Source organism: Pandoraea sp. NPDC090278 (genome assembly GCF_044772185.1).
In the GTDB taxonomy this organism is placed as follows: domain Bacteria; phylum Pseudomonadota; class Gammaproteobacteria; order Burkholderiales; family Burkholderiaceae; genus Pandoraea.
Genome location: NZ_JBIVYJ010000006.1, coordinates 161,604 through 188,130 on the forward strand (window position 1 = coordinate 161,604; position 26,527 = coordinate 188,130).

Sequence of the window (26,527 nt, forward strand, 5' to 3'; positions counted from 1 at the left end):
AAGTGATCCGCGCCGAGCCGGTGTTTTCCGGTGGCCCGGCGGATCCGGGTGAGCGCGAAAACGTATTCCTGGCGCCATAGCGTCCGTCGGCCTCATCGCCCGGACCCCCCGGCAATTCTTCCACTCCCGGCTCGAACCTCGCGTGTTTGATAACTCGAGTGATACGTGCCCGACGCACTGCGCATTGGCAACTGCGGCGGGTGGGAGTCGTTTTCATGAAACGCATGTTGTTTAACGCCACGCAGCAGGAAGAACTGCGCGTGGCAATCGTCGATGGGCAAAAACTCATCGACATCGATATCGAGACGGCCGGACGCGAACAGCGTAAAGGCAATATCTACAAGGGTGTCATCACCCGTATCGAACCCTCTCTCGAAGCCTGCTTCGTCAACTACGGCGAAGGCCGCCACGGCTTCCTGCCGTTCAAGGAAGTCGCCCGCGCGTACTTCCGCGAAGGTGCCGATGTGCGCAATGCGCGCATTCAGGACGCCCTCTCCGAAGGCCAGGAACTCATCGTTCAGGTTGAAAAGGAAGAGCGCGGCAACAAGGGCGCAGCCCTCACGACGTTCATTTCCCTGGCTGGCCGCTATCTGGTGCTGATGCCGAACAACCCGCGTGGCGGTGGTGTTTCGCGTCGTATCGAAGGCGAAGACCGTCAGGAACTGCGCGAGACGATGGGCCAGCTCGAACTGCCGGAAGGCATGAGCATCATCGCCCGCACCGCAGGCATCGGCCGCTCGGCCGAAGAACTGCAGTGGGACCTGAACTACCTGCTGCAACTCTGGCACGCTGTCGAAGGCGCTGCTGCAAACATCGAATTGCCGCGCGATTCGGCCCTGATCTATCTCGAATCGAGCCTGGTCATCCGCGCCATCCGCGACTACTTCCAGCCGGATATCGGTGAAATCCTCATCGATACGGAAGAAATCTCCGAACAAGCACGCAACTTCATGCAGGTGGTCATGCCCGATCACCTCAACCGCGTGAAGCAGTACCGCGACGACGTGCCGCTGTTCTCCCGTTTCCAGATCGAACACCAGATCGAGACGGCTTACTCGCGTCAGGTGCCGCTGCCCTCGGGCGGCGCGATCGTGATCGATCACACCGAAGCACTCGTCTCCATCGACGTGAACTCGGCACGCGCTACCAAGGGCGCCGACATCGAAGAAACCGCCCTGCGCACCAACCTGGAAGCCGCCGACGAAGTCGCGCGCCAGTTGCGTCTGCGCGACCTCGGCGGTCTGATCGTGATCGACTTCATCGACATGGAGTCGGCCAAGAGCCAGCGTGAAGTCGAACAACGTGTGAAGGATGCGCTCAAGCACGACCGTGCCCGCGTCCAGATGGGCAAGATCTCGCGTTTCGGCCTGATGGAGCTGTCGCGTCAGCGTCTGCGTCCGTCGCTGTCGGAAGGCACGCACGTGACCTGTCCGCGTTGCAACGGCACCGGCCACATCCGCGATGCCGAATCGTCGGCACTGCAAGTCCTGCGCATCATCCAGGAAGAGGCAATGAAGGAGCACACGGCAGCGATCCACTGCCAGGTGCCGGTCGAAGTCTCGGCGTTCCTGCTCAACGAAAAGCGTCAGGAAATCAACAAGATCGAAGCGCGCTTCAAGGTTGGCGTGCTGCTGATCCCGAACAAGCACCTCGAAACGCCGCATTACAAGCTGGAGCGCCTGCGCTTCGACGATCCGCGTCTGGATGCCCCGAAGGCCAGCTACGCGCTCGCCGAAGAGGCCGCACGCTCGCTGGAAGAAGATCCGGCTGGCTACAGCAAGAAGAAGGAAGATGCGCGTCCGCGTCAGGAAGCTGCGGTCAAGGGCATCACGCCCGAACAACCGGCACCGGCCGCTCAGCCGCGTCCGGAACCTGTCGCCGCTACTGCGCCTGCCGCAGTCGCACCGGCCACCGGCGGTTTCTTCGGTTTCATTAAGCGCCTGTTCGGTATGGGTGCCGCCGCACCCGCACCGGTGAAGGCAGAAGAGCCGGCCAAGCCGACGGCACGCCCGCCGCGTGAGCGCCATGACCGTCCGCATCAGCAAAACCGCAATCGCCGTGGTAATGCTCGCGACGAGAACAAGTCGGGCAAGGACAACGCCGGCCAGCCGGCGCGCGAAGGTCGCGAGGGCCGTGACGGTCGTGGTGCACGTCCGGAACGCGCAGAACGTGCGGACCGTGGTGAGCGCAACGAACGTAACGACCGTAACGACCGTAACGAACGTAACGAACGTAACGAACGTGGCGATCGCAATGAACGCAACGAGCGTGGCGACCGCAATGAGCGCCAGGAACGTCAGGAAGGCCGCGACAAGCGCGAGCGCGACGACGCCCAGCGTCAACCGGCGCAAGACGTGCGTGCCGAGGAAGGTCGTGAACCGCGGGAAGGCCGCGAACGCGGCAGCCGCCGTGAACGTGGCGAGCGTCGTGACCGTCGTCAGGCTGAAGGGGCCGAAGGCCAGCAAGCCGTCACGCAACGCGCCGTCCCGACTGCACCGCTGAACGCAGAGCAGGAAGAACTGGATCAGGATCGTCTGACGGCTCAGGTCGAAGGCGCGCCGCAAACCGGCGAAGAAGGCGAACAAGGCGGCGAAGAGCGTCGCCGCAGCCGTCGTCGCGGTCGTCGCGGTGGTCGTCGTGAGCGCGAAGCCGGTGACTCGCAACTGAACGCCGATGGCGAACAAATCGAAGGCGATGCCCTGGAAGCGGTCGAAGGCACGCGTGCCCCGATGCTGACGGACGAATCCGCCGAAATCGCTGTGACCGACGCACTGGTCCGTGCGACGACCCCGGCCATTCCGGCACCGGCAGCCGCCGCACCGGTGGTTCACGCAGAACCGACGCTGGTACGTGCCGCGCCGGTCGAAGCCCCGGCACCTGTTGCCACGGTGACGGAAGCCGCTCCGGCCGCAACGCCGGAAGTGCCGTCGCAGTCGGTTTCCGAGCCGATTTCGGAACCTGTCACGCAGGCTCCGGCATTCGCGCCGGTCGCACCGGTCAACGTCGCACCGCTGCCGGCCGCTGAAGTCGCTGCCGCACCGGTCGTGCCGCCGGTCAGCGCCCCGCTGCCGGTCGCCACGCCTGCCCCGGCTCAGCCGACGGTTCCGGCCGAAGCCCTGACGGAGATTGCCGCTACGGCAGCCGCGTCGAGCGCTCCGGCAGAAGCCGCACCGGCACCGGTCGCCGAATCGGCTCAACTGACGACGCAATCGACGCCCCCGGCGCCGGTCCAGATGGTCGAAACCGCCAAGCCGGTGGAAGTCGCACCGGCCCCGGTCGCTCCGGCAGCCCCTGCGGCACCGGTGGTGATGGAAGCCGCCGCTGCGGTGACGGAAGTCGTGACGCAGAAGGCTACCCCGGCAGCGGTTGCCCCGACGCTGGAGCGCGGCGCACTGGAATCGACGCTGGAAAGCGTGGGTCTGGTCTGGGTCCACACGGACGCCGACAAGCACCGTGCCGCCAAGGAAGCCGCTGCGCAGGTTGCACCGGCACCGCACGTGCCGCGTGAACGCCGCCCGTCCACGCCGCTCAACAGCGGTCCGATGGAGCAGGTGGAAACGACGCGCTCGTGATCGGGCAGTGCAGGACGTCGATCTCATGTAACGTCCGGGCGGCGGCACCTCGCGGTGCACTGTCCGCCCGACCGACCTGAAATCTGCGTGATGCCAGAAAAAGGAGGCTTCGGCCTCCTTTTTTTATGGTTGCGCCCTTGGGACGCTCTCGCCCTTTGCAACCCCGCGTTGTCCCGACTTGTGCCCGTTTCGCCGTGCCCGTATCTTCTGCCTTAGTACGGGTTTGACGTCTCACAACGAAGGCCTCGGTACCGATATCCGATGCCCCGATCGCTAAGATCGGCTGAATTGGGCCGACTTCGGCGGCCATCAGGCCAATTCGTTAGAATGGAGACGCAAGCTAAGGCCCCACCATGACTGAAACGATCATCCGACTCACCGATCTGCGTAGCGACGCGCGTTATGCGACGCATGCGCCGCAGATTCCCGCACAAGTGCGCGCTGCCACCGGCCATCTCGAAGATGCGCTGGCACGGCCGCTGCACGACCTGCGGATTTCGGTGACGGACCGTTGCAACTTCCGCTGCGTCTACTGCATGCCGAAGGACGTGTTCGACAAGGACTACGCCTTCCTGCCGCAATCCTCCCTGCTGTCTTTCGAAGAGATCGAGCGCGCTGCGCGCCTGTTCGTCGAACATGGCGTGGAGAAGCTGCGTCTGACGGGCGGCGAGCCGCTGCTGCGCAAGCACATCGAGCGTCTGATCGAGATGCTGGCACGCCTGCGCACGCCGTCGGGCAAACCACTCGACATCACGCTCACGACCAATGGGTCGTTGCTGGCGCGTCGTGCGCAATCGCTCAAGGACGCCGGACTGACCCGTGTCACGGTCAGTCTCGACAGCCTCGACGACACGATTTTCCGGCAGATGAACGACGTCGACTTTCCGGTCGCCAAGGTGCTCGAAGGCATCGCGGAGGCGCAGCACGTCGGCCTTGGCCCGGTCAAAGTCAACATGGTCGTCAAACGGGGCACCAACGACTCCGATATCGTGCCGATGGCGCGACACTTCCACGGCAGCGGTGTCGTGCTGCGCTTCATCGAATACATGGACGTCGGCACGTCGAACGGCTGGCGCATGGATGAAGTCATGCCGTCCGCCGACGTCATCGCCCGGCTCAACGACGCCCTGCCGGTCGAACCGCTCGAAGCCAACTATGCGGGCGAGACTGCGCAGCGCTGGCAATATCGCGACGGTGGCGGGGAAGTCGGTGTCATTTCCTCGGTCACCCGCGCATTTTGCGGCACTTGTTCCCGTGCCCGCCTGTCTACGGAAGGCAAGTTGTACCTGTGTCTGTTCGCCAGCTCGGGTTATGACTTGCGTACGCTGCTGCGTAACGGCGCAAGCGACGCGCAGATTTCGACCGTCATCGGCGACATCTGGCACAAGCGCATCGACCGCTACTCAGCCTTGCGCACGGCGGCCACCGGCCTGCCTGAAGACGCACCACCGAAAGTGGAGATGTCCTACATCGGCGGATAAGTGCTCGGGCTCGCATGCCTGACCGCTCCAGCGCCGTGCGGTTCGTCTCGCCGCTTTCGATTTACCGAATTCCTTCTCGACTCATGATTTCTGTTGCCCCGGACGCTAGTTGCGCCCGAGACTCCTCGCCTGCTCTTCCCCGTGTGGCTCGACGTGACGCCCTGCACACAGGCCGCACACGCATGCCCTTCCCGTCGCGCCTCATCGCCATCGGCCTGAGTGCCCTGGCGATGCTCGTCACCGCCCTCACACCGGCGCTCGCCCGTGCCGATTGCGACCCGTCCGATCGCAACATTGCCAACCACGTCATGACCTACACCGGTCAACTCGGCGAACGCAATCCGCTGCGATTGGTGCTTCGTTCGACCTCCGGCGGCAAGCTCGACGGCCGGTACGCCAATGCGTCCTCGCAAGGCGACACGGCACTCACGGGCAAGCTGGAGAACAAGTCGCACCTGCATCTGACCGAATTCGACGCTGGCGGCATGCCGCGCGCCACCTTTGAAGGCGAATTCGCCGCAGCGGACGACGTCAATCGTCAACGCGGCGCATCGTCTTCGTGCGAAGTGATTTCCGGCCAGTGGAAAGACCTGCGCAGCGGCCGCACGGTGCCGTTCGATCTGTCGCTGGCCAGTATCCAGAGCGGAAAGATCGACCATTTGTACGGCGTGGCGGGCGTGAACGACGACGAGACCATCAATCGCGCGGCGACGCAGTTCCGCAAGGGCGTGCTCGACGACCGACGCGATGTCGTCGCACAATCGATCCGTTACCCGTTGCATGTGTCGTTGCGTGGCAAAACGATCATTCTTCGGAACCCGAAGTCATTGCTTGCGCGCTATAACGAGATCTTCACCGATGGTTACGTACGGACCATCGGCGCAGCCGTGCCTCGCCTGATGTTCGCTCGCGATCAAGGGGTGATGCTCGGCGACGGCGCCGTCTGGTTCGATGCCGCCGGACGTGTCATCGCCCTGAACCGCTCCTGACCCAGTCATCCGCCCTCCATCCATGACGACCCCGCCCTTCCGCCGCAGCGACATCACAGGATTGATCCTCGCGGGCGGGCGCGGTCAGCGCATGGGCGGACGTGACAAGGGCCTCCAGCCCTTCGCCGGACGACCGCTGGTCGAACATGCGATAGCCCGTCTGCATCCGCAGGTTGGCGCGTTGCTGATCAGTGCCAATCGGAATCGCGATGCCTATGCGGCCGCCCTCGCCGATCTCGGTACAGACGGCGCGGACGGTGTAATAAGCGACGAAACGCAGGATTTCGCCGGACCGCTCGCGGGCATGTTGGCCGGACTGCGCGCGGCATGTACGGACTATGTCCTCACCGTGCCGTGCGACTCCCCTTACCTTCCCGACGATCTGGGCGAACGGCTTTGCGCCGCATTGAACGCGCTCCCCCAATCCGATCCCGATGCGCCCGCCAGCCCCCGCCCGTTGGCTGCCTATGCCGCAACGGCGCAGGGGCCGCATCCGGTGTTCGCGCTTCTGCACCGCTCACTGGCCGACGATCTGGCGGCGACGCTGGCGGCCGGAGAACACCGTGTGCGAGCGTGGCTCGCACGCCACAAGGCCGTACAAGTTCACTTCGGTGACGAGCGTCCGTTTTACAATGTCAACACGCTGGACGACCTCCTTACCGATTCGCCGCGCGCGCCCTGAAGTGCCGGGTGCCGACGCAGCCCGATCCGTCGCCACCGCTTTTACGGGATTCATGCCGGGTACGTGCCGGATGACGACGCCATACCGATGACAACACTTGACGAAGCCCTGGCCGGCTTGCCGGACTACGACCCTAACCACATGACGGTCGAAGTGGCGCGCGCCATCATTGCGCGCACCGCGAGTCCCGTATCCGCCATCGAGCAGATCGCCGTACGCAGCGCACTGGGCCGCGTGCTCGGTCGCGACGTCGTATCGCCGCTCGATGTCCCCGCTTTCGAAAACGCCGCGATGGACGGCTATGCGTTTGCAGGCACCGCGCTGGCCGCTGGTGGCGAAGTTCGTCTGCGTGTCGCAGGCCGCTCGTTTGCAGGCCATCCCTTCGATGGTGTAACTGCCGCAGGCGAATGCGTGCGCATCATGACCGGCGCGCTTCTGCCCGCCGGTTGCGACACCGTCATCCCTCAGGAACAGGTGCAACGCGAAGGCGACACCGAAATCGTCACCTTCGATGCGGCGGCTGTCACGCCCGGGCGTCACGTGCGTCATGTCGGGGAAGATCTGGCCGCAGGCCACACCGCCCTGCATGCAGGCAAGCGACTGCGACCGGCAGCGCTCGGCTTGCTGGCGTCGCTGGGCATTGCTGAAGTCCCCGTGCGCCGACGCATTCGCGTCGCCTTCTTCTCGACCGGCGACGAACTGCGCTCGGTGGGCGAACCGCTCGCCCCGGGCAATCTGTACGACAGCAATCGCTATACGCTCTTCGGCATGCTGCAACGATTGGGCGTCGAAGTGCTGGATCTGGGCGTCGTACGCGACGATCCTCAGGCCATCGAAGACACCCTGCGCACGGCATGCCGCGAGGCCGACGCCGTCATTACCTCGGGCGGCGTATCCGTTGGCGAAGCCGATTTCACGCGCGAAATGATGACGCGTCTGGGCAACGTCGTGTTCTGGAAGATGGCGATGCGCCCGGGTCGTCCGTTTGCCTTCGGTGAGCTGGAAAGCGAGGGCAAGCGCGCCCTGCTGTTCGGCTTGCCGGGTAACCCGGCTGCCGTGATGGCGTCGTTCTATCATCTTGTGCGAGACGGCCTGTTCGTCCTCATGGGCGCCGAACCACAAGTCACGCCGTGCCTGCCCGTACCGACGGCCACCGCCATCGCCAAACGCCCGGGGCGCACCGAGTTTCTGCGCGGCATTCTCGCTGCGGATGATCAAGGCCGCTGGCAAGTCACCGTCGCGGACGCACAAAGCGCGGGCATTCTGCGCACGATGAGCGAAGCCAATTGCTTCGTGACGCTGGGCACCGAACGTGGCGACGTCGCCGCTGGGGAACTGGTCGACGTCATCGCATTCGACGGTCTGGTGTAACAACAAACCCGATACTCACTCCAGCACTAGCGCATCCGAATTCCACCCAAAAAGCGAAGCAACGCATTAACGAAATATCGCTGGCGTCGGCGCTTCGACGATGCCAGCACCACACAAACCGAAAGCACACGGCAATGACAACAAAAAAGCAGATCACGTACATCAGTCCCGGCCAGACGGCCAAAGCGCTGGTGCTGGTCTACCTCACCTTCAGCATTCCGCTGGTTCTGCTCGCCTTCCTGGCGGCGTTTATCCGCTACGGCGAACTGCCGGGCCTCGCGATCATCTCCGCGCTGGTGCTCAACGCCATCGTGGGCTTCGTGCTGCTCTGGATTGCTTGCCACCTGTATAACTGGGTGGCGGTGAAGTTCGGCGGCATCGAGATCGCGCTGAGCGACGCCCCTGAAGAAGAGTACTAAGCGATGTCCCTGACCCTGCGCGCTGCGACTGTCGACGACGTCGGCGCTATCCACGGCCTGATGCGAGAACTGGCTGTCTTCGAAAAGTTGCTGGATATCTTCGAGGCAACGCCTGAGAGCGTGCACGAGGCGCTGTTCGGCGCGACGCCCGCCGCCGAATGCCTGATGGCCGAGTGGGATGGCGTGCCGGTCGGCTACGCCATCTACTTCCACAACTTCTCGACGTTCCTCGCCCGCCGGGGTCTGTATCTGGAAGACGTCTACGTGCAGCCGACGATGCGCGGCCGTGGTGTGGGGCAAGCGGTGTTGCGTCAGCTCGCGCGCATCGCTATCGAGCGCAATTGCGGACGCTTCGAATGGACGGTGCTCGACTGGAATCAACCGGCCATCGACTTCTACGAGGCGCAGGGCGCAACGGTCCTGCCCGACTGGCGCGTGGTCCGCATGACGGGCGACGCCCTCACGCAATTTGCCGATGGCGGGAAAGCGTCCAGGACCTGAAGCGTGTTGAAGCGTCCTGAATAAAAAAGCGCCCTGAACATTCAGGGCGCTTTGCATTTGGCGAAGCGGTCGTGCGGACCGACGCTCACTCCTCTTCGTCCTGCTCCATCTCGACGCCCAGGAGTTCGACAGCCTGCTCGCCGGGCAATGCTTCGACCGCCTTGAGCTGACGCGCCATCGCCCGGGTACGGACTTCCGCCTTGTCGATGGAGCGTGTCACCGTCTCCAACTGCGACTTCGTCCGGGCAAGCACATCGCCGAACTTGGTGAACTCCGTCTTCACCGCACCCAGCACCTGCCAGACCTCGCTGGAACGTCGTTCGATGGCCAACGTACGGAATCCCATCTGAAGACTGTTGAGCAACGCCGTCAGCGTCGTCGGTCCCGCCACCGTCACGCGATATTCGCGTTGCAGCAGATCCGACAATCCCGGACGTCGCAGCACTTCGGCATACAGCCCTTCCGTCGGCAGGAACAGCAGGGCGAAATCGGTGGTGTGCGGCGGTGCCAGATACTTGTCTGCAATCGTCTTCGCTTCCAGACGAATACGCGTTTCCAGCGCCTTCGAAGCCTCTTCGACTGCTGCCGGGTCGGCACGCTCCTGCGCATCGAGCAAGCGCTCGTAATCCTCACGCGGGAACTTGGCATCGATCGGCAGCCAGACCGGCTTGTTGCTGTCGCCGCTCTGCCCCGGCAAGGCAATCGCAAATTCAACGCGCTCGGTGCTACCCGGACGCGTCGCCACGTTCTTCGCATACTGCTCAGGCGTGAGCAATTGTTCGAGCAGCGCCTGCAACTGCACTTCGCCCCAGATGCCGCGCGTCTTCACGTTGGTCAGCACGCGCTTGAGATCGCCCACACCTGCGGCGAGCGTCTGCATCTCGCCGAGTCCGCGATGCACCTGTTCCAGACGATCCGACACCAGCTTGAACGACTCGCCGAGCCGCTGTTCAAGCGTGGCGTGCAGCTTCTCGTCGACCGTGCGACGCATTTCTTCCAGCTTTGCCGCGTTGTTGACTTCGATGTCCTTGAGCTTCTGCTCAAGCGTGGCACGCACTTCCGCCAGACGCCGTTCGTTGCCTTCGGACAGTTGCGTCAATTGCTGATGCTGCGCTTCGCCGAAGCGACGCAACGTCGACGTCTGCTCTTCGCGCATCTGCTGGCCATTGAGCACCAGACTCTGACGAATCGCTTCGAGCTGTGCGGCGTTGGACTCGGTGAGCTTCGCGAGCTGCTGGGCAAAGCCGTCGATCTGATTGTTCTGCACCGTGGCGACGCTCGTCATCTGCGCCGCGAGCGTTTGCTGGAACTGCGCCATCTGCGCGCTTTGCTCACCGCGACCGGCGCGCGCCGTCTCGGCGAACTCCTGACGCAGCCCGCGTTCGCTGCGGTCTGCCGCGTGCAGCAGATCGTCACGCACGTTGGTGAGCGAGTCATTGAGCGTCGCGCGCAGCGACGCGTCGCCGCCGCGCTGCCAGACCTTCACCGCAATCGCGATCATCACCAACAAATTCAGCGCCGCCAGCGCTACCAACACCATCTCGACCATCGCGTTGCGACTCCCGTTGATTCTTTCTCTATTCTGCCAACGTCACTGCCGACGTTGCTTACGACTTACGCGCTGCCGGATTGAGCAGGCAAGGCGGCTTTCCTGCGGCCGCCCCGAAGCCCAGCGCCGCGATCAGATTGTCGGCGGCCAGACTCGCCATGCCCCGGCGTGTCGCTGCCGACGCGCTCGCAATGTGCGGCGTCAGCACGACGTTCGACACCTTCAGCAAATCGGGATGCACCTTCGGCTCGCCCTCGAACACGTCGAGGCCAGCCGCGGCGATCTGCTTATTGGCCAGCGCCGCCGCGAGCGCGGCGTCGTCGACGATGCCGCCGCGCGCCAGATTCACCAGCGTGGCCGTCGGCTTCATCAGCGCCAACTCTGCGGCACCGATGGTGTGATGCGTTGCGCTCGAATACGGCAAGACGAGAATGACGTGATCGGCCGTGCGCAGCAGCGTGTCCTTGTCGACGTAACTCGCCTTGCAAGCCGCTTCCGTCGCGGCATCGAGACGCGAGCGATTGTGATACACCACCCGCATATTGAAGCCCATGGCGCGACGTGCAATCGCCTGACCGATGCGTCCCATGCCAACGATGCCGAGCGTGCTGCCATGCACGTCGGCGCCCAGGAACATGTCGTAAGCCCACTTGTCCCAGTGCCCCTCGCGCAACCAACGCTCGGACTCGGTCACGCGACGCGCCGTCGCCATCAGCAACGCCCAGCCGAAATCGGCGGTCGTCTCGTTGAGCACATCGGGCGTGTTCGTCGCCATGACGCCCGCAGCCGTCATCGCTTCGATATCGAAGTTGTTGTAGCCCACGGCCATGTTGGCCACCACACGCAGGTTCGGCGCACCGGCGAGCACCGACGCATCGATGCGTTCGCTCGCCGTGGTGATCGCACCGGCCTTGTCGGCCAGACGCGCACGCAACTCGTCGCTCGAAAACACCGTGTCGGCATCGTTACGCTCGACGTCGAAGTACTGCGCCAGACGCTCGATCACGTCCGGGAAAATGGCTCGGGCTACCAGGATCTTCGGTTTCACCAGTTGTCTCGTAAAGGTTGGCCGCGTGGCTGCTTGGGCTTATTGCGGCTCAGAAGAATATCAGGGTCATCACAACGAACAGCGGCAGCAAAATTGCGCCCGACCACAGCATATAGCCAAAGAAGCTCGGCATGCGAATGCCGCGTTGCTCCGCAATGGCCTTCACCATGAAGTTCGGGGCATTACCGATGTAGGTATTCGCACCCATGAACACAGCGCCCGCCGAGATCGCCGCCAGCGTAGCTGCACCGCTCGTCATCAGCGACGCCGCGTCGCCGCCTGCCGTGTTGAAGAACACCAGGTACGTCGGCGCGTTATCCAGGAACGACGACAACAGCCCCGTCGCCCAGAAGTACATGACGTTATCGGGCGCACCGCCCGGCCCCGTCACGAGACGAATCACCCAGCCCAGCGCACCGGCTTCGCCCGCGCGCAGAATGGCCACCACGGGAATGATCGTCAGGAAGATACCGGCGAACAGCTTGGCAACCTCCTTCATCGGCTCCCAGTTGAAGCCGTTGCCTTCGCGCGCCGTACGCGGCGTGATCGCCAGCGAGATCAGCGTCACCACCACCAGGCCGACATCACGCGCCAGATTCTGCAAGTCGACCGGCGTGCCGAACACGTCGAACGAGACGCCCGGCTTCCAGATACCGCTCATCAGCACCAGACCGACGGCTGCCGCGAGCAGGATGAAATTGCGCTTGCCTTCGAGTCGCAGCGGCGCAGCGTGCGGCGTCGGATCCAGTTCTTCAATCTGACGTTCGTTCTTCTGACGGAAATGGTAGGCGTCGATGATGAAGAACAGCACCAGCAATACGGCACAGATGAACAGCGTCTCCGGCCAGATATGCGCCGTCGTCCAGAAGAAATCGACCCCTTGCAGGAAACCGAGGAACAGCGGCGGGTCACCCAGCGGGGTCAGCGAACCACCGGCGTTGGCCACGAGGAAGATGAAGAAGACGACAACGTGCACGTTGTGTTTGCGGTTATCGTTCGCGCGAATCAGCGGACGAATCAGCAGCATGGCCGCGCCGGTCGTACCCATGATGCTCGCCAGCACGGTGCCCAGCGCCAGCAGCCCGGTGTTGAGCCAAGGACCGCCGCGCAGGTTGCCATGCACGCAGATGCCACCGGCCGTTGTGAACAACGCCGTGAGGAGTACGACGAACGGAATGTACTCCCCGACGACCGCGTGAACGGCTCCGTACCAAGCCGCCCCTGCACCGAAGACCAGCGCGAACGGCAGCAGGAAGGCGGCGCCCCAGAACGCCGCGATCTTGCCGAAGTGGTGGTGCCAGAACGCGGGCGCGAGCAGCGGCCCGAGCGCGATCGACAGCAGCAGTCCGGCAAACGGCAGCCCCCACCAGGCGACGAGTTGTGCGCCGTCCGGTCCGGCAGCGAAAGCCGCCGGGCTTGCCACTGCCAGCCCCGTCGCGGTCAGTGCTCCCCAAATCCCCTTATGCATTGTTTCTGGTTCCTAGTGATTGATGGTCGACTGGGTACGAGTCGCCGTCAGCGCCGGAGTGCCCAAAACGGCACGACCTTGGGAAAAATCCCAAAATAATGATGTACGTTTCTCGAAAAGACCGACGCCTTCGGCATTCGGTCGCTTTGCGCAAGTCCTGCGCCCCGCCGTCGCGCACCTACGCGGGCGAGTGAGAAAGTCGAAGTCGATGCGTCGCGCGCCGGATCGACCGTCCGCGCGACACGGCGCTAGCTTTAGGCGCCGTCGACAATGATGAGATGGACACGGTAGGGCCCATGTGCGCCCAGCACCAGCGTCTGTTCGATGTCGGCGGTCCGCGACGGACCCGCAATGAAATTGGTCGCGCGCGAGAGTTGCCCTCGCTCGCTGCGCATCAGCGCAAAGCCGTCTTCGTGCCCCGCGACGACGCGCGACGCAGGCACCACGGCGATGTGCGTCTCGGGCAGGAGCGTGGCCGAAGCAAACGTCTGCGGTCCCGACATCATCATCAGCGCGCCGGTCTCGGCAATCGCGCAGAAGCAGCCGGTGATGCCGACGAGATCGTCGCCGTGCGGCTTACGGAACTCCACTTCGCAGCCCGCGCTTGCCCAATCGAGCGAGCGCAGCGTCGGCCACGCCACCGCACGGGTGGTCAGGCCGTTCGCCTGCAAATATGTGCTGGCCGCCGCCGGCACGTCGCTCATGGCGGGCACGCGGTTGATCGTCGTTGAGAGGGTTTCGGCCTTGGCGATGAACGTCGCCATGATGTCGCCCATTGCCGGACGCGGTCCCTGCGGGTGCCGCGCCAGATAGTCCTCGGCCGCTGCCTGCTCGTTCGCGCGAGCCGCATCGGGACGATGCTGGGCGTTGCGGATGCGGGCGAAGATGCGATTGCGGGCGTCGGAGGTATCCATGAGCTGTCCTGTGAAGCCGACGCGCCGGTCTGCGGCCGGCGTCGTCACTGTGTCGTCTCTCGAAGCCACCGGACCTAAGTCTGGCGGGCGATGCGCAATTATAGCGGCTGGGTCTGCCAGCGCGACGGGCGTTCGCGCACTATCGGAATCGTCTGCACCCGCCTTCGGATCACTTCGCCTTTTCCGGCAACGGTGCGATCTCGAACACCTGACGCAGATACGCCAGATAGGCATCGTCCTCGCACATATTCTTGCCTGGCGAATCCGACAGTTTGGCCACCGGCTGACCGTTGCAACGCACCATCTTGATGACGATTTGCAACGGCTGATAGCCGAGGTCATTCGTCAGATTCGTCCCGACGCCGAAAGCCAGTTTGCAGCGGTCACGGAAGCGCTCGAAAAGCTGCAACACCTTCGGAATGTCCAGACCGTCCGAGAAAATCATGGTCTTGGTATGCGAGTCGACACGATTCTGCGCGTAGTGCTCCAGCAGACGCTCGCCCCACGCGAACGGATCGCCCGAGTCGTGGCGTGCGCCGTCGAAAAGCTTGCAGAAGTACATGTCGAAATCGCGCAGGAAGGCGGACATGCCGTAGACATCGGAGAGCGCGATCCCGAGGTCGCCGCGATACTCCTTCGCCCAAGTCTCGAAACCGAAAATCTGCGAATCGCGCAGACGCGGACCCAGCGCCTGACACGCCTGAAGATACTCGTGCGCCATCGTGCCCAGCGGCGTAAGCCCAAGTTTCGACGCGTAGTACACATTGCTCGTACCCGCGAACTGCTCGCCGAGTTCGTCGCGCAACGTGTGAATCACTTCTTCATGCCACTCTTTCGAGAAACGGCGGCGCGTCCCGTAATCGGCGATTTTGCAATCACGGTAATCGACCGGCTCCGCCAGCATGCAGATCTTGTCCTTGAGACGCTGACGCCCCTCCTCATACGCGGGCGTGCGCTGCGTATTGCGGAAATACACCTCGTTGACGATGGCGAGCACGGGAATTTCGAAGAGAATCGTGTGAAGCCACGGGCCGCGAATTTCGATGTCGATTTCACCATTGCCCTTCGGCGACGGTGTGACCGTGATGTACTTCTCGTTCAGATGGAACAGGTCGAGGAAATCGATGAAATCGCTCTTGATGAAGCGCATTGCGCCGAGATAGCGCAGCTCCGACTCCGTGAAGCGAAGCCCGCACAGCAGGCGAATCTCGTCACGAATCTCATCGACGTAGGGCGTGAGGTCGACGCCTTCGGTGCGGCACTTGAAGCGGTATTCGACCTGGGCCGCCGGGAAGTGATGCAGGACGACCTGCATCATCGTGAACTTGTAGAGATCGGTATCGAGCAGCGACGTGATGATCATGACGACAGGCTCCGCGCGGAGCACTCACGAGAAAACATCGAACGCTGCCGAACGTTAGCGCGTACTTTCATACGCGCGGAATGCTCATTGACGGGCAGCGCACAGGAACACCTGGCATCGTACCGCAAAGCGATGTCACGCACCACATCATCCCAAATGCAAAAGGGGATCACGGCGGTGATCACAGCGGGGATCGCGGCGCGCCTTGCGGCAGGGTGTGAGGAGGCTTGCGAGACGCGCCTGACGTCCGACGGCAACGCGCGTTCGGCTCTCGCACCCGCAATGACGGGCTGCGTTACAATACGCGCTTTAACGGCCGATCGAAGCCGTTTTGCGCCCTACTCTGGAGTTGGCATGACGCACGTTGTCACCGAAAGCTGCATCAAATGTAAATTCACCGACTGTGTGGACGTTTGCCCCGTGGATTGCTTCCGCGAAGGCCCGAACTTCCTGTCCATCGATCCGGACGAGTGCATTGATTGCGCGGTCTGCGTGGCCGAGTGTCCGGTGAATGCCATTTATGCCGAAGAGGACGTGCCGGGCGACCAGCAGGTATTCATCAAGCTCAACGCCGACCTCTCGCCGGGCTGGCCGAGCATCACCAAGACGAAGCCGTCGCTCGCCGATGCGGACGACTGGAAAGACGTCAAGGAAAAGCTCCATCTGCTCGAGCGCTAAGGCGCGAGCACGACTGGCGGAATTCGCATGACGGATGCATAAAAAATGCGTCCGGAGTGTTGACAGTGTGTAAAAACCGCCACTATAATCGCTTTCTCTTTTGATCCCCGATAGCTCAGTTGGTAGAGCGCCGGACTGTTAATCCGTAGGTCCCTGGTTCGAGCCCAGGTCGGGGAGCCAAGAATACCGAAGCGATGGCCTCGCTCCCGCGAGGCCTTTGTTTTAGTCGGCACATCGTTACAGCGTTGTGCGACTGCCAAGTTTGATCCTCGATAGCTCAGTTGGTAGAGCGCCGGACTGTTAATCCGTAGGTCCCTGGTTCGAGCCCAGGTCGAGGAGCCAGAACGCAAAAAGCCCGTCATTGACGGGCTTTTTTGTTTTCTACGTCCTGATCGTTGAACGACGACATCGACAAGCCGACGCCCCTCAAATAAAAAAACGGGGCACCGTTTCCGGCACCCCGTTTTTCTGTCATCAATACTGCTCAGACCCGATACAGCTGTCTGCTGCGACCTTACTCGCTGGCAGGTGCACCCATCGCCACCGACGGGCTCGTCGATGCCTGTGCGCTGCTGCTGTTTTCGGATTCGATCCAGCGACGGCGCATCGGGGCGAGTACGAACTTCGCACCCACTGCCGCCACGATACTGATGCTCGCCGCAGCGATGAACACGCGATCCCAGTGACCGCCGACAGCCAGCACCGAAGCCAGCGGCACCAGCAATGCAGCCGTGCCCTTGGCGGTGTACAGCGTGCCTGCATTCGAGGCGGCGTTCTTGCTGCCGAACGTGTCCGCACACAGCGCCGGGAAGATCGAGAAGATTTCGCCCCAGCACAGGAAGGTCATCGCCGCGAAGAACACGAACATGTACGGGTTCTGACCGAAGTGCATCAGGCCGAGCATCGCCACGCCTTCCCCGAGGAAGATGACGAACATGGCGTTCTCACGACCGATCTTGTCCGAGACGAAGCCACACAGCGGACGCGTAAAGCCGTTGCACAGATTGTCGATCGACAGCGTCATCGTCAGCAGCGGCAGGGTCGCACCGAACAGCGTCATCGGCATCGAAGCAATGCCGTAGTCCTTCGCGATCGGACCGATCTGCGCCGTGGCCATCAAACCACCGGCAGCCACTGCAACGAAGCAGATGTAGATCACCCAGAACACCGGCGTGCGAATCATCTGGCCCGACGTGTAGTCCTGCTTCGTCGCCAGATTGCGGCGCGACACCGTGACACCCTTCGGTGCACGCGGCTTGACCAGCAACAGCGCGAGGATGAAGATCGCTACGCCTTGCACAATGCCGAAGTTGAAGAACGCAGCTTCATAACCCGACGCTTTGATCATGTTCGCGATCGGAATCACGGTGATGGCAGCGCCCGCACCGAAACCCGCCGCCGTCAGACCCGCCGCCAGGCCGCGTTTGTCCGGGAACCACTTCAGCGCATTACCCACGCAGGTGCCATACACGCAACCCGCGCCGATACCGGCAATGACGGCCGCCGTGTAGAGCACCGTCAGCGACTCAGCGTACGAATACATGATCCACGACAGCCCGACGCACACTGCACCGCCAGCCACCACGGGACGCGGCCCGAAGCGATCCACCAGCCAGCCCTCGAGCGGGACCAGCCACGTTTCCACCACGATGAAGATCGAGAACGCTACCTGAATCGCCGCGATGCCCCAGTTGTGCTTCGCTTGCATCGGCTCGACGAACAACGTCCACGAATATTGCAAATTGGCCACAAGGCCCATACAGATGATGCCGATCACCAGTTGTGACCAGCGCCCTCCCAGAAAAGAGGTCTTCTCCTCCGGTTGCGCAGCTGCTTGCATGACTTGCCTCCTGTTCCTGTCAGACGATTGACGACGGCCCGCGTTTTCGTTGTGCGGTGCCCGCCGTCATCGCGTGCTGTCGCGCGCCCCGGAAAAGTCGGGGATGTCGCGCAGACGGCACGCCTCCTGGCGTTGCGTGCGGCTCATGCTTGGCCGCTTGATCGTGGAGCACTGCCTGGCGGCAGGCTCGCAGGGCTTAAGCCCCGGCTGACTGACTCTCGGAAGTGCCAAAGGACCCTTCCGGTCCCCTCTTCGGCGCGGCGACACAGACTTTTCATGGTCCGCGTCGGCAAGTTGCCGGCTGCCGAAGGGTGACTGGTGAACAAATTCGAGTGCGGACCGGCCTGCGCTGTCGGCGTGTCGCGATGGACCGCACGGATCGCATCGCAGACCAGGTCACGTCACTCAGGCGGGCGCGCCTCGCGGACGCGTGATCGCCAGATCGCCTGCCCACAACGGGCGGCAGGGAGATGAGGAACACCCCAGGGCACGCAGGTCTTGCGTGGCCACTGACGGCGGATACGACAGGGCACCCGGTGCGAACTCGACGTCGCACGATGACTGCCCGAAAGGAAATGTGTACTTACCCACTGATGTCTCCGATGAATACCGTGCCGCGCCGCCCCCCCTACCCGGAAATTTCACAGGTCCTGCCGGGGCCGGTTCGACACTTTGAATCTGATATACAAGATTCAATATATCGAATTAAGTATTTTTTATGGTTCCAAAATTAGTCGATGGCCGAACCACTGTCAACCCGAAAGCGCCCGCATATCGGTGTCGGGCATGCAGGGAGAGCGGCGAGCAGTGGTGGCAGACGTAAGCGCTCGATAACTCGGAAACTGAGGTAAACCGCGCCATTGCGGGGCGTGCCGCGCTCAGGCGTCGGCGCAGCCGCCCCCGCGCGACGTGCGTCGCCGTGGGAGAGCGTCAGGGAAAACGATGAGGTTTTAGCGGGTGGGGTTTGCCCTCAGGCGAGGGCACCGCCGACGCGATAAATCGGGGTCAGACCGGCTCGACGTCGCCCGAATTGTTGCGGATGAAGGTGAGATGTTCGTGCAGCGAACGTTGCGCGCTACCGGCGTCGTGTGACGCCACAGCATTGAAAATGCGCCGATGCTGATCGATCAGCTCCGCCAGATCGGCGCCGTGACCGACGATGGCGCGGTAATTGTCGACGACCGAGCCGCGCAGCAGTTCGAAGATCGCATGCATCAGATGCACCAGCACGAGGTTGTGCGTCGCCTCGGCCAGCGCCAGATGGAAATGCGCATCCAGTTCGGGGACGCGGGTCAGCAGCGACTGACCACGCGCGTCGCCCTCCCCGTCCAGACCGTCGCGACCGGCGGCAAAAGCGGCTTCCAGCGCTTCGAGCGCCTGTGCGAGACGAGCGATGTCTTCCGGCGTCGCGCGCTCGGCCGCCAGCTCCACGGCCTTCGCTTCGAGCACTTCGCGCATTTCCAGCACGTCGTCGACGGTCTTGCTGTGTCGCGACATCAATTGCGAGAGCGGCTCGGCGAGCAACGGCTGACTGGCATTGGCGACGAGATAACCGCCCCCGGCTCGGCCGACGATCAGCCCGCGCGACTCCAGCCGCAGTAGCGCTTCACGCAAGGAGGGGCGCGACACGCCCATCTGCTGCGCCAGATCCCGCTCGGACGGCAGCGCCGAGCCCGGTGCGAGACGGCCTTCGACAACCATCGTCTCCAGTTGCTCGTAGACCATGTCGGACAGACGCAGGCGCGGCGGCGGTGTGACCGGCGCAAAGCTCGCAACGGTGCCCGAGGGCTCGTTGGCGGAAAAAGTAGACATAGGCAAGGACGACTCGTTGGACGACATGTCGGCTTCGGCTCTCGACAGAAAAATCACAGACGCCACGATACAGGATGCGGCTTCGCTCAGGGCTCCCCTGCGACCCGTCGCCCCACCGCGCTAGAGGATCGACGTTAAACCTAGGGTTAACCCGCTAGTCGGAATCAGATCATTCCCTTTACGATGACGTCATCCGACAACTGGTCGACCAGTCTACCAGTAGACCAAGGCCCGTCAATGTCATTACACGTCAACGATCGTCCGAGAGCAAGCCAGATGGCATCGAATGCGTCGCCCCTCCCTTCTCCCGTGTCAGCGCCGCCGGTGCCACAGACGTCATCGGGTTCTGCGGCGATGTCCGCAGCCTTCGATACCGCTCGTGCGAACGAACCCGTCTTCGACACGCTAAACGACGCCACCCGCGCTGCCCGGCTGGCCGCGTTGCGCGCCGCCGTGCCCGACGCCCAGTGGCTCACCGACCGCGAACAGATCACGCCGTACGAATGCGACGGTCTGGCCGCCTATCGCAAGCTGCCGCTGGCCGTGGTGTTGCCTGCCGACGAAGATCAGGTTTGCCGCATTCTGCGGGCGTGTCACGCGAACAACGTTCCCGTCGTGCCACGCGGCGCGGGCACCGGCCTGTCCGGCGGCGCCATGCCGATCACCGACGGCATCGTGCTGTCGCTGGCAAAGTTCAAGCGCATTCTGGAAGTCGACGCCTACGCCCGCACCGCCACCGTGCAGCCGGGCGTGCGTAACCTCGCCGTCTCGGAAGCCGCTGCGCCCTACGGCCTTTACTACGCGCCGGATCCGTCCTCGCAAATCGCCTGCACCATCGGTGGCAACGTGTCTGAAAACTCGGGCGGTGTGCACTGCCTGAAGTACGGCCTCACGGTGCACAACGTCCTGCGCGTGCGCGCGGTGACGATGGACGGCGAGGTCGTAGAATTCGGCTCCCACGCACTGGATTCGCCCGGCCTCGACCTGCTGTCCGTTTTCATCGGCAGCGAGGGGATGTTCTGCGTCGTGACGGAAATCACGGTCAAGCTCGTGCCGAAGCCGCAAGTCCAGCAAGTCATCATGGCGAGCTTCGACGACGTCGAAGCGGGCGGCAATGCGGTCGCCGCGATCATCGCCGCAGGCATCATCCCGGCCGGGCTGGAGATGATGGACAAACCGGCCACGCAGGCCGTCGAAGAGTTCGTGCACGCCGGTTACGATCTCAACGCCGCCGCCATCCTGCTGTGCGAATCCGACGGTACGCCCGAGGAAGTCGCCGAAGAAATCGCCCGCGTCTCGGCCGTCCTGCGCGCCTCGGGCGCGACCCGCATCCAGGTCTCGGCCTCGGAAGCGGAACGTCTGCGCTTCTGGTCCGGACGCAAGAACGCCTTCCCCGCCGCCGGGCGCATCTCGCCCGACTACTACTGCATGGACGGCACCATTCCGCGTCGCACGATAGGCACGCTGCTCAAGCGCATCGAGGCGATGGAGGTGCAATACGGCCTGCGCTGCATCAACGTCTTCCACGCGGGCGACGGCAATATGCACCCGCTGATCCTGTTCAACGGCAACGATCTGGACGAATGGCACCGCGCCGAAGCGTTCGGCAGCGACATTCTCGAAGCGTGCGTGGAACTGGGCGGGACGGTGACCGGCGAACACGGCGTGGGCATCGAGAAGATCAACTCGATGTGCGTGCAGTTTTCCGAAGAAGAGCGCGACGCTTTCTTCGCCGTGAAGCGTGCCTTCGATCCCGCTGGCCTGCTCAACGCCGACAAAGGCATCCCCACGCGCGCGCGCTGCGCCGAGTACGGCAAGATGCATGTGCGCGGCGGCCTGCTCCCCCATCCCGATTTGCCGAGGTTCTGATGTCACAAGCTATTCAGACGGCGTCGGTTGTGCCGCTTACACCACCGCCTCCAACGTCATCCCCCGACAGCGAAGCGAGCCGCGCTAAACAGGCGCTAGCTACGATCCGCGAGCGCGTGCTCGCCGCCACCGCCAGCGGCATGCCGCTCGACATTCAGGGCGGCGGCACGAAACGCTGGTACGGCGAAACGCCCACGGGTGAGCCGCTCGACGTGCGCGCCTATCGCGGCATCGTCTCGTACGATCCGGCCGAACTCGTGATCACTGCGCGTGCGGGCACCCCGCTCGCGGAGATCGAAGCCGCGCTCGCCGAGCGTGGCCAGATGCTTCCCTTCGAGCCGCCCCACTTCGGCCCCGATGCGACGCTGGGCGGCTGCATCTCCGCCGGTCTCGCCGGGCCGCGCCGCCCGCACGTCGGTGCGCCACGCGACTTCGTGCTCGGTGCTGTCGTCATGAACGGACACGGCCAGGTGCTGCATTTCGGCGGACAGGTGATGAAGAACGTGGCGGGCTACGACGTCTCGCGCGTCCTCGCCGGTGCGCTCGGCACACTGGGCATCCTGCTGGAACTCTCGATCAAGGTACTGCCCTGCGCGGTGGCAGAGGCGACGTTGCGCTTCGACCTGACGCAGGCGGAGGCCATCGACCAGCTCAACCGCTGGGGCGGTCAGCCGCTGCCGCTCATGGGCTCGGCGTGGCACGACGGTGTGTTGAGCGTGCGCCTCGGCGGTGCTGCCGCCGCCATCGACGCCGCCCGCGCCACGATGGGTGGCCGTCATGTCGATGCCCTCGAAGCGCATGCCTTCTGGACGTCGCTGCGCGAGCAAACGCACCCATTCTTCGCCACCGCGCCGGTACAGGGCGACGGGCAGCCGCTGTGGCGTCTGTCGGTGCCGCCAACCACGCCGCCGCTGACAGGCGGCGACGCGCATCTCGTCGAATGGGGTGGTGCACAACGGTGGTGGATCACGCCGCGCCCGGCCGACGAAATTCGCGCAATTGCCGCAGCGGTCGGCGGGCATGCTACGCTGTTTCGCCACGGCAGCAAGTCGACCGGCGCGGAGCGCGTATTTACGCCTCAGAGCGCCGCGCTGCAAGCTATCGGCGAGCGTCTGCAACAAGCATTCGATCCGAGCCGCATCTTCAACCGTCATCGGTTGTACCGGTAAATCGCTACTTAGAAAACGATGCAAACGAACCTCGCAGAATTCCTTCGTCAGACACCGGACGGCGACGAAGCCGAAGCCATTCTCCGCAAATGCGTGCATTGCGGATTCTGTACCGCGACCTGCCCGACCTATCAGTTGCTGGGCGACGAACTCGACGGCCCGCGCGGGCGTATCTATCTGATCAAGCAGATGGTCGAAGGCCAGAGCGTGACGCGCGAAACGCAGCGTCACCTCGATCGTTGCCTGACCTGCCGCAGTTGCGAATCGACCTGCCCCTCGGGCGTGCAATACGGGCGTCTGGCCGAGATCGGCCGTCGCCATATCGACGCCAAGGTCGGCCGTCCCGCAGGTGAGCGCGCCGTGCGCTGGACCCTCGCCCACGTGTTGCCCAACCGCACCCTGTTCTCGCCCGCCCTGCGCCTCGGCCAGCAGTTCCGCACGCTGCTGCCGCGCTCGCTGCGCGAAAAAGTCCCGCACCGTCAACGCTCCGGCAGTTGGCCGCAAACGAAGCACGCACGCCGCATGCTGATGCTCGAAGGCTGCGTACAACCGGCCATGCTGCCGAACGTCAACAAGGCCACCGCCCGCGTGCTCGACGCCCTCGGCATCGAGATGGTGCGCCCGTCGTCCGCAGGCTGCTGCGGCGCGATCCGTCTGCATCTGAACTATCACGACGACGGTCTCGACGACGCTCGCCGCAACATCGACGCCTGGTGGCCCGAGATCGAAGCCGGTACGGAAGCCATCGTGATCAACGCGTCGGGATGCGGTGCGACGATCAAGGAATACGGCCACCTCCTGCGTCACGATCCGAAGTACGCAGGCAAGGCGCAGCGCGTCTCCGAACTCGCGCGCGATCTGTCGGAAGTGCTGCTCGACAATCTGGAAGCGCTGCAAAAGCGCGTCCCCAATCGTAAGGCAGGCAAGATCGCGTATCACCCGCCCTGCACGCTGCAACACGGCCAGCAACTCAAGGGCGTGGTGGAGAAGGTGCTCGCCAGTGTGGGTGTGAACGTCATGCTGCCGCAGGACAGCCACATCTGCTGTGGCTCGGCCGGGACGTATTCCGTCACGCAACCGGATCTGTCGCATCAGTTGCGCGATGCCAAATGGAAGTCGCTCGATGCCCTCGACCCCGAACTGGTCGTGTCGGCCAACGTCGGTTGCATCTGCCATTTGCAGGCGACGACCAAGGGCGAGCACGCCCGTGACCACGCGCCGGTACAACACTGGGTCGAACTGCTCGACCGGATGATCGCAACGGCCTGAACGGCCTGAGCAATTCTGCGCGATGCAAGCTACCCGGGGCGACCCGGGCGGCCTGCATCGCCAGCATCACAGCTTCATTGTCCCTACCAACGGGACAATCAATCCCTTCACCGCTCGTTTATCTGTACGATCCCGCTCCCTAGAATTGGGGCTAAGTCAGTCGTCGACGCCACGTCACCGTTCAATCGTCGTGGATATCCGTCGATGACCGAGTCGAACCTTAGTCCATATTCCGATTCCCTCACCGGAGCTTGTCATGATCGATACCAAAACCGCCCCGTACGCTGCCCTGCTGCTGCGCGTCTCGCTGGGTATCCTGTTCCTTTCGCACCTGTCGCTGAAAGTGTTCGTCTTCACCGTGCCCGGCTTCGTCGGCTTCATGGGTTCGCTTGGCCTGCCGCCGGTCGTCGCCTATGTCACGATGGCGCTGGAACTGATCGGTGGTCTCATGCTGATCACCGGCTTCTACGCTCGCTGGGCCGCTTTGCCGCTCGCCGCACTGATGCTCGGCACCATCGTCTCGGTGCACGGCCACAACGGCTGGTTGTTCACTAATAAGGGCGGCGGCTGGGAATTCCCGGCGTTCTGGCTCGTGGGCCTGCTGGCCGTGGCGTTGCTGGGCGACGGTGCCTTCGCGATTCGCCGCAATCGCACCGCGTGACGAGTGAAGCCCGCCGAGTCGTGCACCGCCTGATCCTGTCGTGATGTCGTTTAGCGTTGTTTTGCCGGAGTGAATGCCATGTCTGCCCTTCCCACCCTCTTCGTCTCCCACGGCTCGCCGTTGCTCGCGGTCGAACCGGGCCGCACCGGTCCGTTGCTGACGGCGCTGGGGCGTGCGGTGCCGCGTCCCAAGGAGATCCTAGTGATCTCGCCGCACTGGTCGACGCCGACACCGCGCGTGGGCAACCTCGCGCAGCAACGCACGATCCACGACTTCGGTGGCTTCCCGCGCGAACTCTATGAACTGAAGTACCCCGCCCCGGGTGCACCGGCACTCGCCGAGCGCACCGTGCAGATGTTGAAGGACGTCGGCTTGCCCGCCGTCACCGACGATCAGTGGGGTCTCGATCATGGCGCTTGGGTGCCGCTGAGTTATCTGTACCCCGATGCGGATGTGCCGGTCACGCAGTTGTCGCTGCAACGGCATATGCGTCCCGAATATCAATACCAAGTCGGGCAGACGCTCGCGCCGCTCGCTCGCGAGGGGGTGCTGATCGTGGCGTCGGGCAGCTTCACGCACAACCTGCACGAGGTGTTCCGCGCCCCGGGCGGCGCACGTGAGGCAGCCCCCGAAGCGCCGTACGTGGCCGAGTTTTCGACGTGGTTCACCGAGCGTCTGGCGGCAATGGACCTCGACGCCTTGTTCGACTACCGGGCCCGCGCGCCCCACGCCGAGCGCGCACACCCGACGGACGAGCATCTGCTGCCGATCTACGTTGCCCTTGGCGCGGCCGACGATCCCGCCCGTCAGACGCACTTCGACACCGGCTCGACCTACGGCGCGCTGCGTATGGACGCCTTCGCGTTCGGCAGCGCCGCCCCGTCGCTCGCGGAAGTCGGCGCGCTGGCACAATAACGCCATCGACACCCCTGGACCCGGCATGAACAAACTTCGTGAGATCGAGTGCTTCATCGCCGTGGTCGAGTCGGGCAGCTTCGTCAAGGCGGCCGATGCAATGGGCATTTCGAAGACGGCCGTCTCGCGATACGTCGCGGACCTCGAAGCGCGTCTGGGCACCCGATTGATCCAGCGCACCACGCGCCGCCTGTCGCTGACCGAACCCGGTCAGCGATACGTCGAGCGCTGCCGTCAGATCCTCGCTGAACTGGACGAAGCCGACGCGATGGCAGGCGAGCAGGACGGCGAACCCGCAGGACCCTTGCGGATCAACGCCCCGCACACGTTCGGCGTGCTGCATCTCGCGCCGCTCTGGCCCGCATTTCTCGCCCAATTCCCGCAAGTCTCGCTGGACATCACGCTGAGCGACCGGCTGGTCGATATCGTCGACGAAGGCTACGACCTGGCGATTCGCATCTCGCGGCTGCCCGATTCGTCGCTCGTTCACCGGCGCCTCGCGGGCACGCGTCTGGTGCTGTGTGCGTCGCCCGGCTATCTCGCGCAACACGGCACGCCGAAGCATCCGAGCGAACTGACCCAGCACGAGACGGTCGGTTACAGCTACTTCCTGCACCGTCGCGAATGGCATTTCGACGGGCCGGACGGCCCCGTCTCCGTGCAGACGCACGCCCGCCTCATCGCCGATAACGGCGACACGTGCATGGCGGCGGCACTGTCCGGTGCCGGGATCATCCTGCAACCGGCCTTTCTCGTGCAGGACGCGTTGCGCGACGGTCGCCTCGTCGAATTCCTGCCCGAGTACACGCAGGGCGAGCGCGGCATCTATGTCGTCTATCCGTCACGCAAATACCTGAGCGCCAAGGTCCGCGCCATGATCGATTTCCTCGTGGAAGCCTTTGCCATGCCGGGTTGGCGCCTACTAAATCGTCCCTAAGTGTTTGTCACTTATACTGT

General features: G+C 63.7%; 21 protein-coding genes and 2 tRNA genes. 16 read left to right on the forward strand and 7 right to left on the reverse strand.

Annotated elements, in window-relative coordinates; genetic code table 11:
- Positions 1-215: 215 nt before the first annotated feature.
- The 7 genes from ACIQWO_RS21370 to ACIQWO_RS21400 all read left to right on the forward strand — a co-directional run bounded on the left by ACIQWO_RS21370 (position 216) and on the right by ACIQWO_RS21400 (position 9,015).
- Entirely contained in the window at positions 216-3,572 is a 3,357-nt protein-coding gene (locus ACIQWO_RS21370) for an Rne/Rng family ribonuclease (protein ID WP_402828667.1), read from the forward strand.
- Positions 3,573-3,925: 353 nt separating this feature from the next.
- The gene (moaA, locus tag ACIQWO_RS21375; protein WP_402828670.1) at positions 3,926-5,053 is read left to right on the forward strand and encodes a GTP 3',8-cyclase MoaA; all 1,128 of its coding nucleotides are present in this window, start codon (positions 3,926-3,928) and stop codon (positions 5,051-5,053) included.
- Positions 5,054-5,235: 182 nt separating this feature from the next.
- Complete coding sequence (locus ACIQWO_RS21380) at positions 5,236-6,042, forward strand: hypothetical protein (protein ID WP_402828673.1); 807 nt, start codon at positions 5,236-5,238, stop codon at positions 6,040-6,042.
- 22 nt (positions 6,043-6,064) lie between these two features.
- Positions 6,065-6,724, forward strand: coding sequence for a molybdenum cofactor guanylyltransferase MobA (mobA, locus tag ACIQWO_RS21385; RefSeq protein WP_402828676.1), 660 nt, complete (start codon positions 6,065-6,067; stop codon positions 6,722-6,724).
- 87 nt (positions 6,725-6,811) lie between these two features.
- Complete coding sequence (glp, locus tag ACIQWO_RS21390; protein ID WP_402828679.1) at positions 6,812-8,095, forward strand: gephyrin-like molybdotransferase Glp; 1,284 nt, start codon at positions 6,812-6,814, stop codon at positions 8,093-8,095.
- Positions 8,096-8,229: 134 nt separating this feature from the next.
- Positions 8,230-8,514 carry a hypothetical protein gene (locus tag ACIQWO_RS21395; protein ID WP_039401268.1) on the forward strand — a complete coding sequence of 95 codons (285 nt, stop codon included), beginning with the start codon at positions 8,230-8,232 and terminating at the stop codon, positions 8,512-8,514.
- A gap of 3 nt (positions 8,515-8,517) precedes the next feature.
- Complete coding sequence (locus ACIQWO_RS21400) at positions 8,518-9,015, forward strand: GNAT family N-acetyltransferase (protein WP_402828682.1); 498 nt, start codon at positions 8,518-8,520, stop codon at positions 9,013-9,015.
- Positions 9,016-9,100: 85 nt separating this feature from the next.
- Here the strand turns inward: ACIQWO_RS21400 and rmuC are convergent, their stop codons facing one another.
- From rmuC to pncB, 5 genes are all read right to left on the reverse strand, one after another.
- Positions 9,101-10,564 carry a DNA recombination protein RmuC gene (gene rmuC, locus ACIQWO_RS21405; RefSeq protein ID WP_402828685.1) on the reverse strand — a complete coding sequence of 488 codons (1,464 nt, stop codon included), beginning with the start codon at positions 10,562-10,564 and terminating at the stop codon, positions 9,101-9,103.
- Positions 10,565-10,622: 58 nt separating this feature from the next.
- The gene (locus tag ACIQWO_RS21410) at positions 10,623-11,615 is read right to left on the reverse strand and encodes a 2-hydroxyacid dehydrogenase (RefSeq protein ID WP_402829192.1); all 993 of its coding nucleotides are present in this window, start codon (positions 11,613-11,615) and stop codon (positions 10,623-10,625) included.
- Between the two features lie 46 nt (positions 11,616-11,661).
- On the reverse strand, positions 11,662-13,080 hold the full coding sequence (locus ACIQWO_RS21415; protein ID WP_402828688.1) for a sodium:proton antiporter: 1,419 nt from the start codon (positions 13,078-13,080) through the stop codon (positions 11,662-11,664).
- A gap of 254 nt (positions 13,081-13,334) precedes the next feature.
- Positions 13,335-13,994: a lactate utilization protein C gene (locus tag ACIQWO_RS21420; protein WP_402828691.1), complete on the reverse strand. Its 660-nt coding sequence runs from the start codon at positions 13,992-13,994 to the stop codon at positions 13,335-13,337.
- Positions 13,995-14,163: 169 nt separating this feature from the next.
- A complete protein-coding gene (gene pncB, locus ACIQWO_RS21425; RefSeq protein WP_402828693.1) occupies positions 14,164-15,357 on the reverse strand; it encodes a nicotinate phosphoribosyltransferase in 1,194 nt (397 codons plus the stop codon).
- Between the two features lie 354 nt (positions 15,358-15,711).
- Here pncB and fdxA point away from each other — a divergent pair, with 354 nt between their 5' ends.
- The 3 genes from fdxA to ACIQWO_RS21440 all read left to right on the forward strand — a co-directional run bounded on the left by fdxA (position 15,712) and on the right by ACIQWO_RS21440 (position 16,377).
- Positions 15,712-16,035, forward strand: coding sequence for a ferredoxin FdxA (gene fdxA / locus ACIQWO_RS21430; protein ID WP_402829194.1), 324 nt, complete (start codon positions 15,712-15,714; stop codon positions 16,033-16,035).
- Between the two features lie 104 nt (positions 16,036-16,139).
- Positions 16,140-16,215: transfer RNA gene (locus ACIQWO_RS21435), tRNA-Asn, on the forward strand.
- A gap of 86 nt (positions 16,216-16,301) precedes the next feature.
- Positions 16,302-16,377 (forward strand) — tRNA-Asn (locus ACIQWO_RS21440).
- A gap of 172 nt (positions 16,378-16,549) precedes the next feature.
- On the opposite strand, the gene oxlT is transcribed toward ACIQWO_RS21440, so the two are convergent.
- Both oxlT and ACIQWO_RS21450 read right to left on the reverse strand, forming a co-directional pair.
- A complete protein-coding gene (gene oxlT / locus ACIQWO_RS21445) occupies positions 16,550-17,875 on the reverse strand; it encodes an oxalate/formate MFS antiporter (protein ID WP_402828695.1) in 1,326 nt (441 codons plus the stop codon).
- A gap of 1,005 nt (positions 17,876-18,880) precedes the next feature.
- Complete coding sequence (locus ACIQWO_RS21450; RefSeq protein ID WP_402828697.1) at positions 18,881-19,687, reverse strand: FadR/GntR family transcriptional regulator; 807 nt, start codon at positions 19,685-19,687, stop codon at positions 18,881-18,883.
- 354 nt (positions 19,688-20,041) lie between these two features.
- Here ACIQWO_RS21450 and ACIQWO_RS21455 point away from each other — a divergent pair, with 354 nt between their 5' ends.
- From ACIQWO_RS21455 to ACIQWO_RS21480, 6 genes are all read left to right on the forward strand, one after another.
- Positions 20,042-21,556: an FAD-linked oxidase C-terminal domain-containing protein gene (locus tag ACIQWO_RS21455; protein ID WP_402828699.1), complete on the forward strand. Its 1,515-nt coding sequence runs from the start codon at positions 20,042-20,044 to the stop codon at positions 21,554-21,556.
- A complete protein-coding gene (gene glcE, locus ACIQWO_RS21460) occupies positions 21,556-22,725 on the forward strand; it encodes a glycolate oxidase subunit GlcE (protein ID WP_402828701.1) in 1,170 nt (389 codons plus the stop codon). The genes ACIQWO_RS21455 and glcE overlap by 1 nt, the downstream gene beginning before the upstream one ends.
- A gap of 18 nt (positions 22,726-22,743) precedes the next feature.
- Positions 22,744-23,994, forward strand: a complete 1,251-nt coding sequence (glcF, locus tag ACIQWO_RS21465; protein WP_402828703.1) for a glycolate oxidase subunit GlcF — start codon at positions 22,744-22,746, stop codon at positions 23,992-23,994.
- A 256-nt stretch (positions 23,995-24,250) separates the two neighbouring features.
- Positions 24,251-24,655 (forward strand): DoxX family protein, encoded by a 405-nt coding sequence (locus ACIQWO_RS21470; protein WP_150737556.1) that lies wholly within the window; start codon positions 24,251-24,253, stop codon positions 24,653-24,655.
- A 78-nt stretch (positions 24,656-24,733) separates the two neighbouring features.
- Positions 24,734-25,570 carry a dioxygenase gene (locus ACIQWO_RS21475; protein ID WP_402828706.1) on the forward strand — a complete coding sequence of 279 codons (837 nt, stop codon included), beginning with the start codon at positions 24,734-24,736 and terminating at the stop codon, positions 25,568-25,570.
- Positions 25,571-25,595: 25 nt separating this feature from the next.
- Entirely contained in the window at positions 25,596-26,507 is a 912-nt protein-coding gene (locus tag ACIQWO_RS21480; RefSeq protein ID WP_402828708.1) for a LysR family transcriptional regulator, read from the forward strand.
- Positions 26,508-26,527 lie beyond the last annotated feature (20 nt).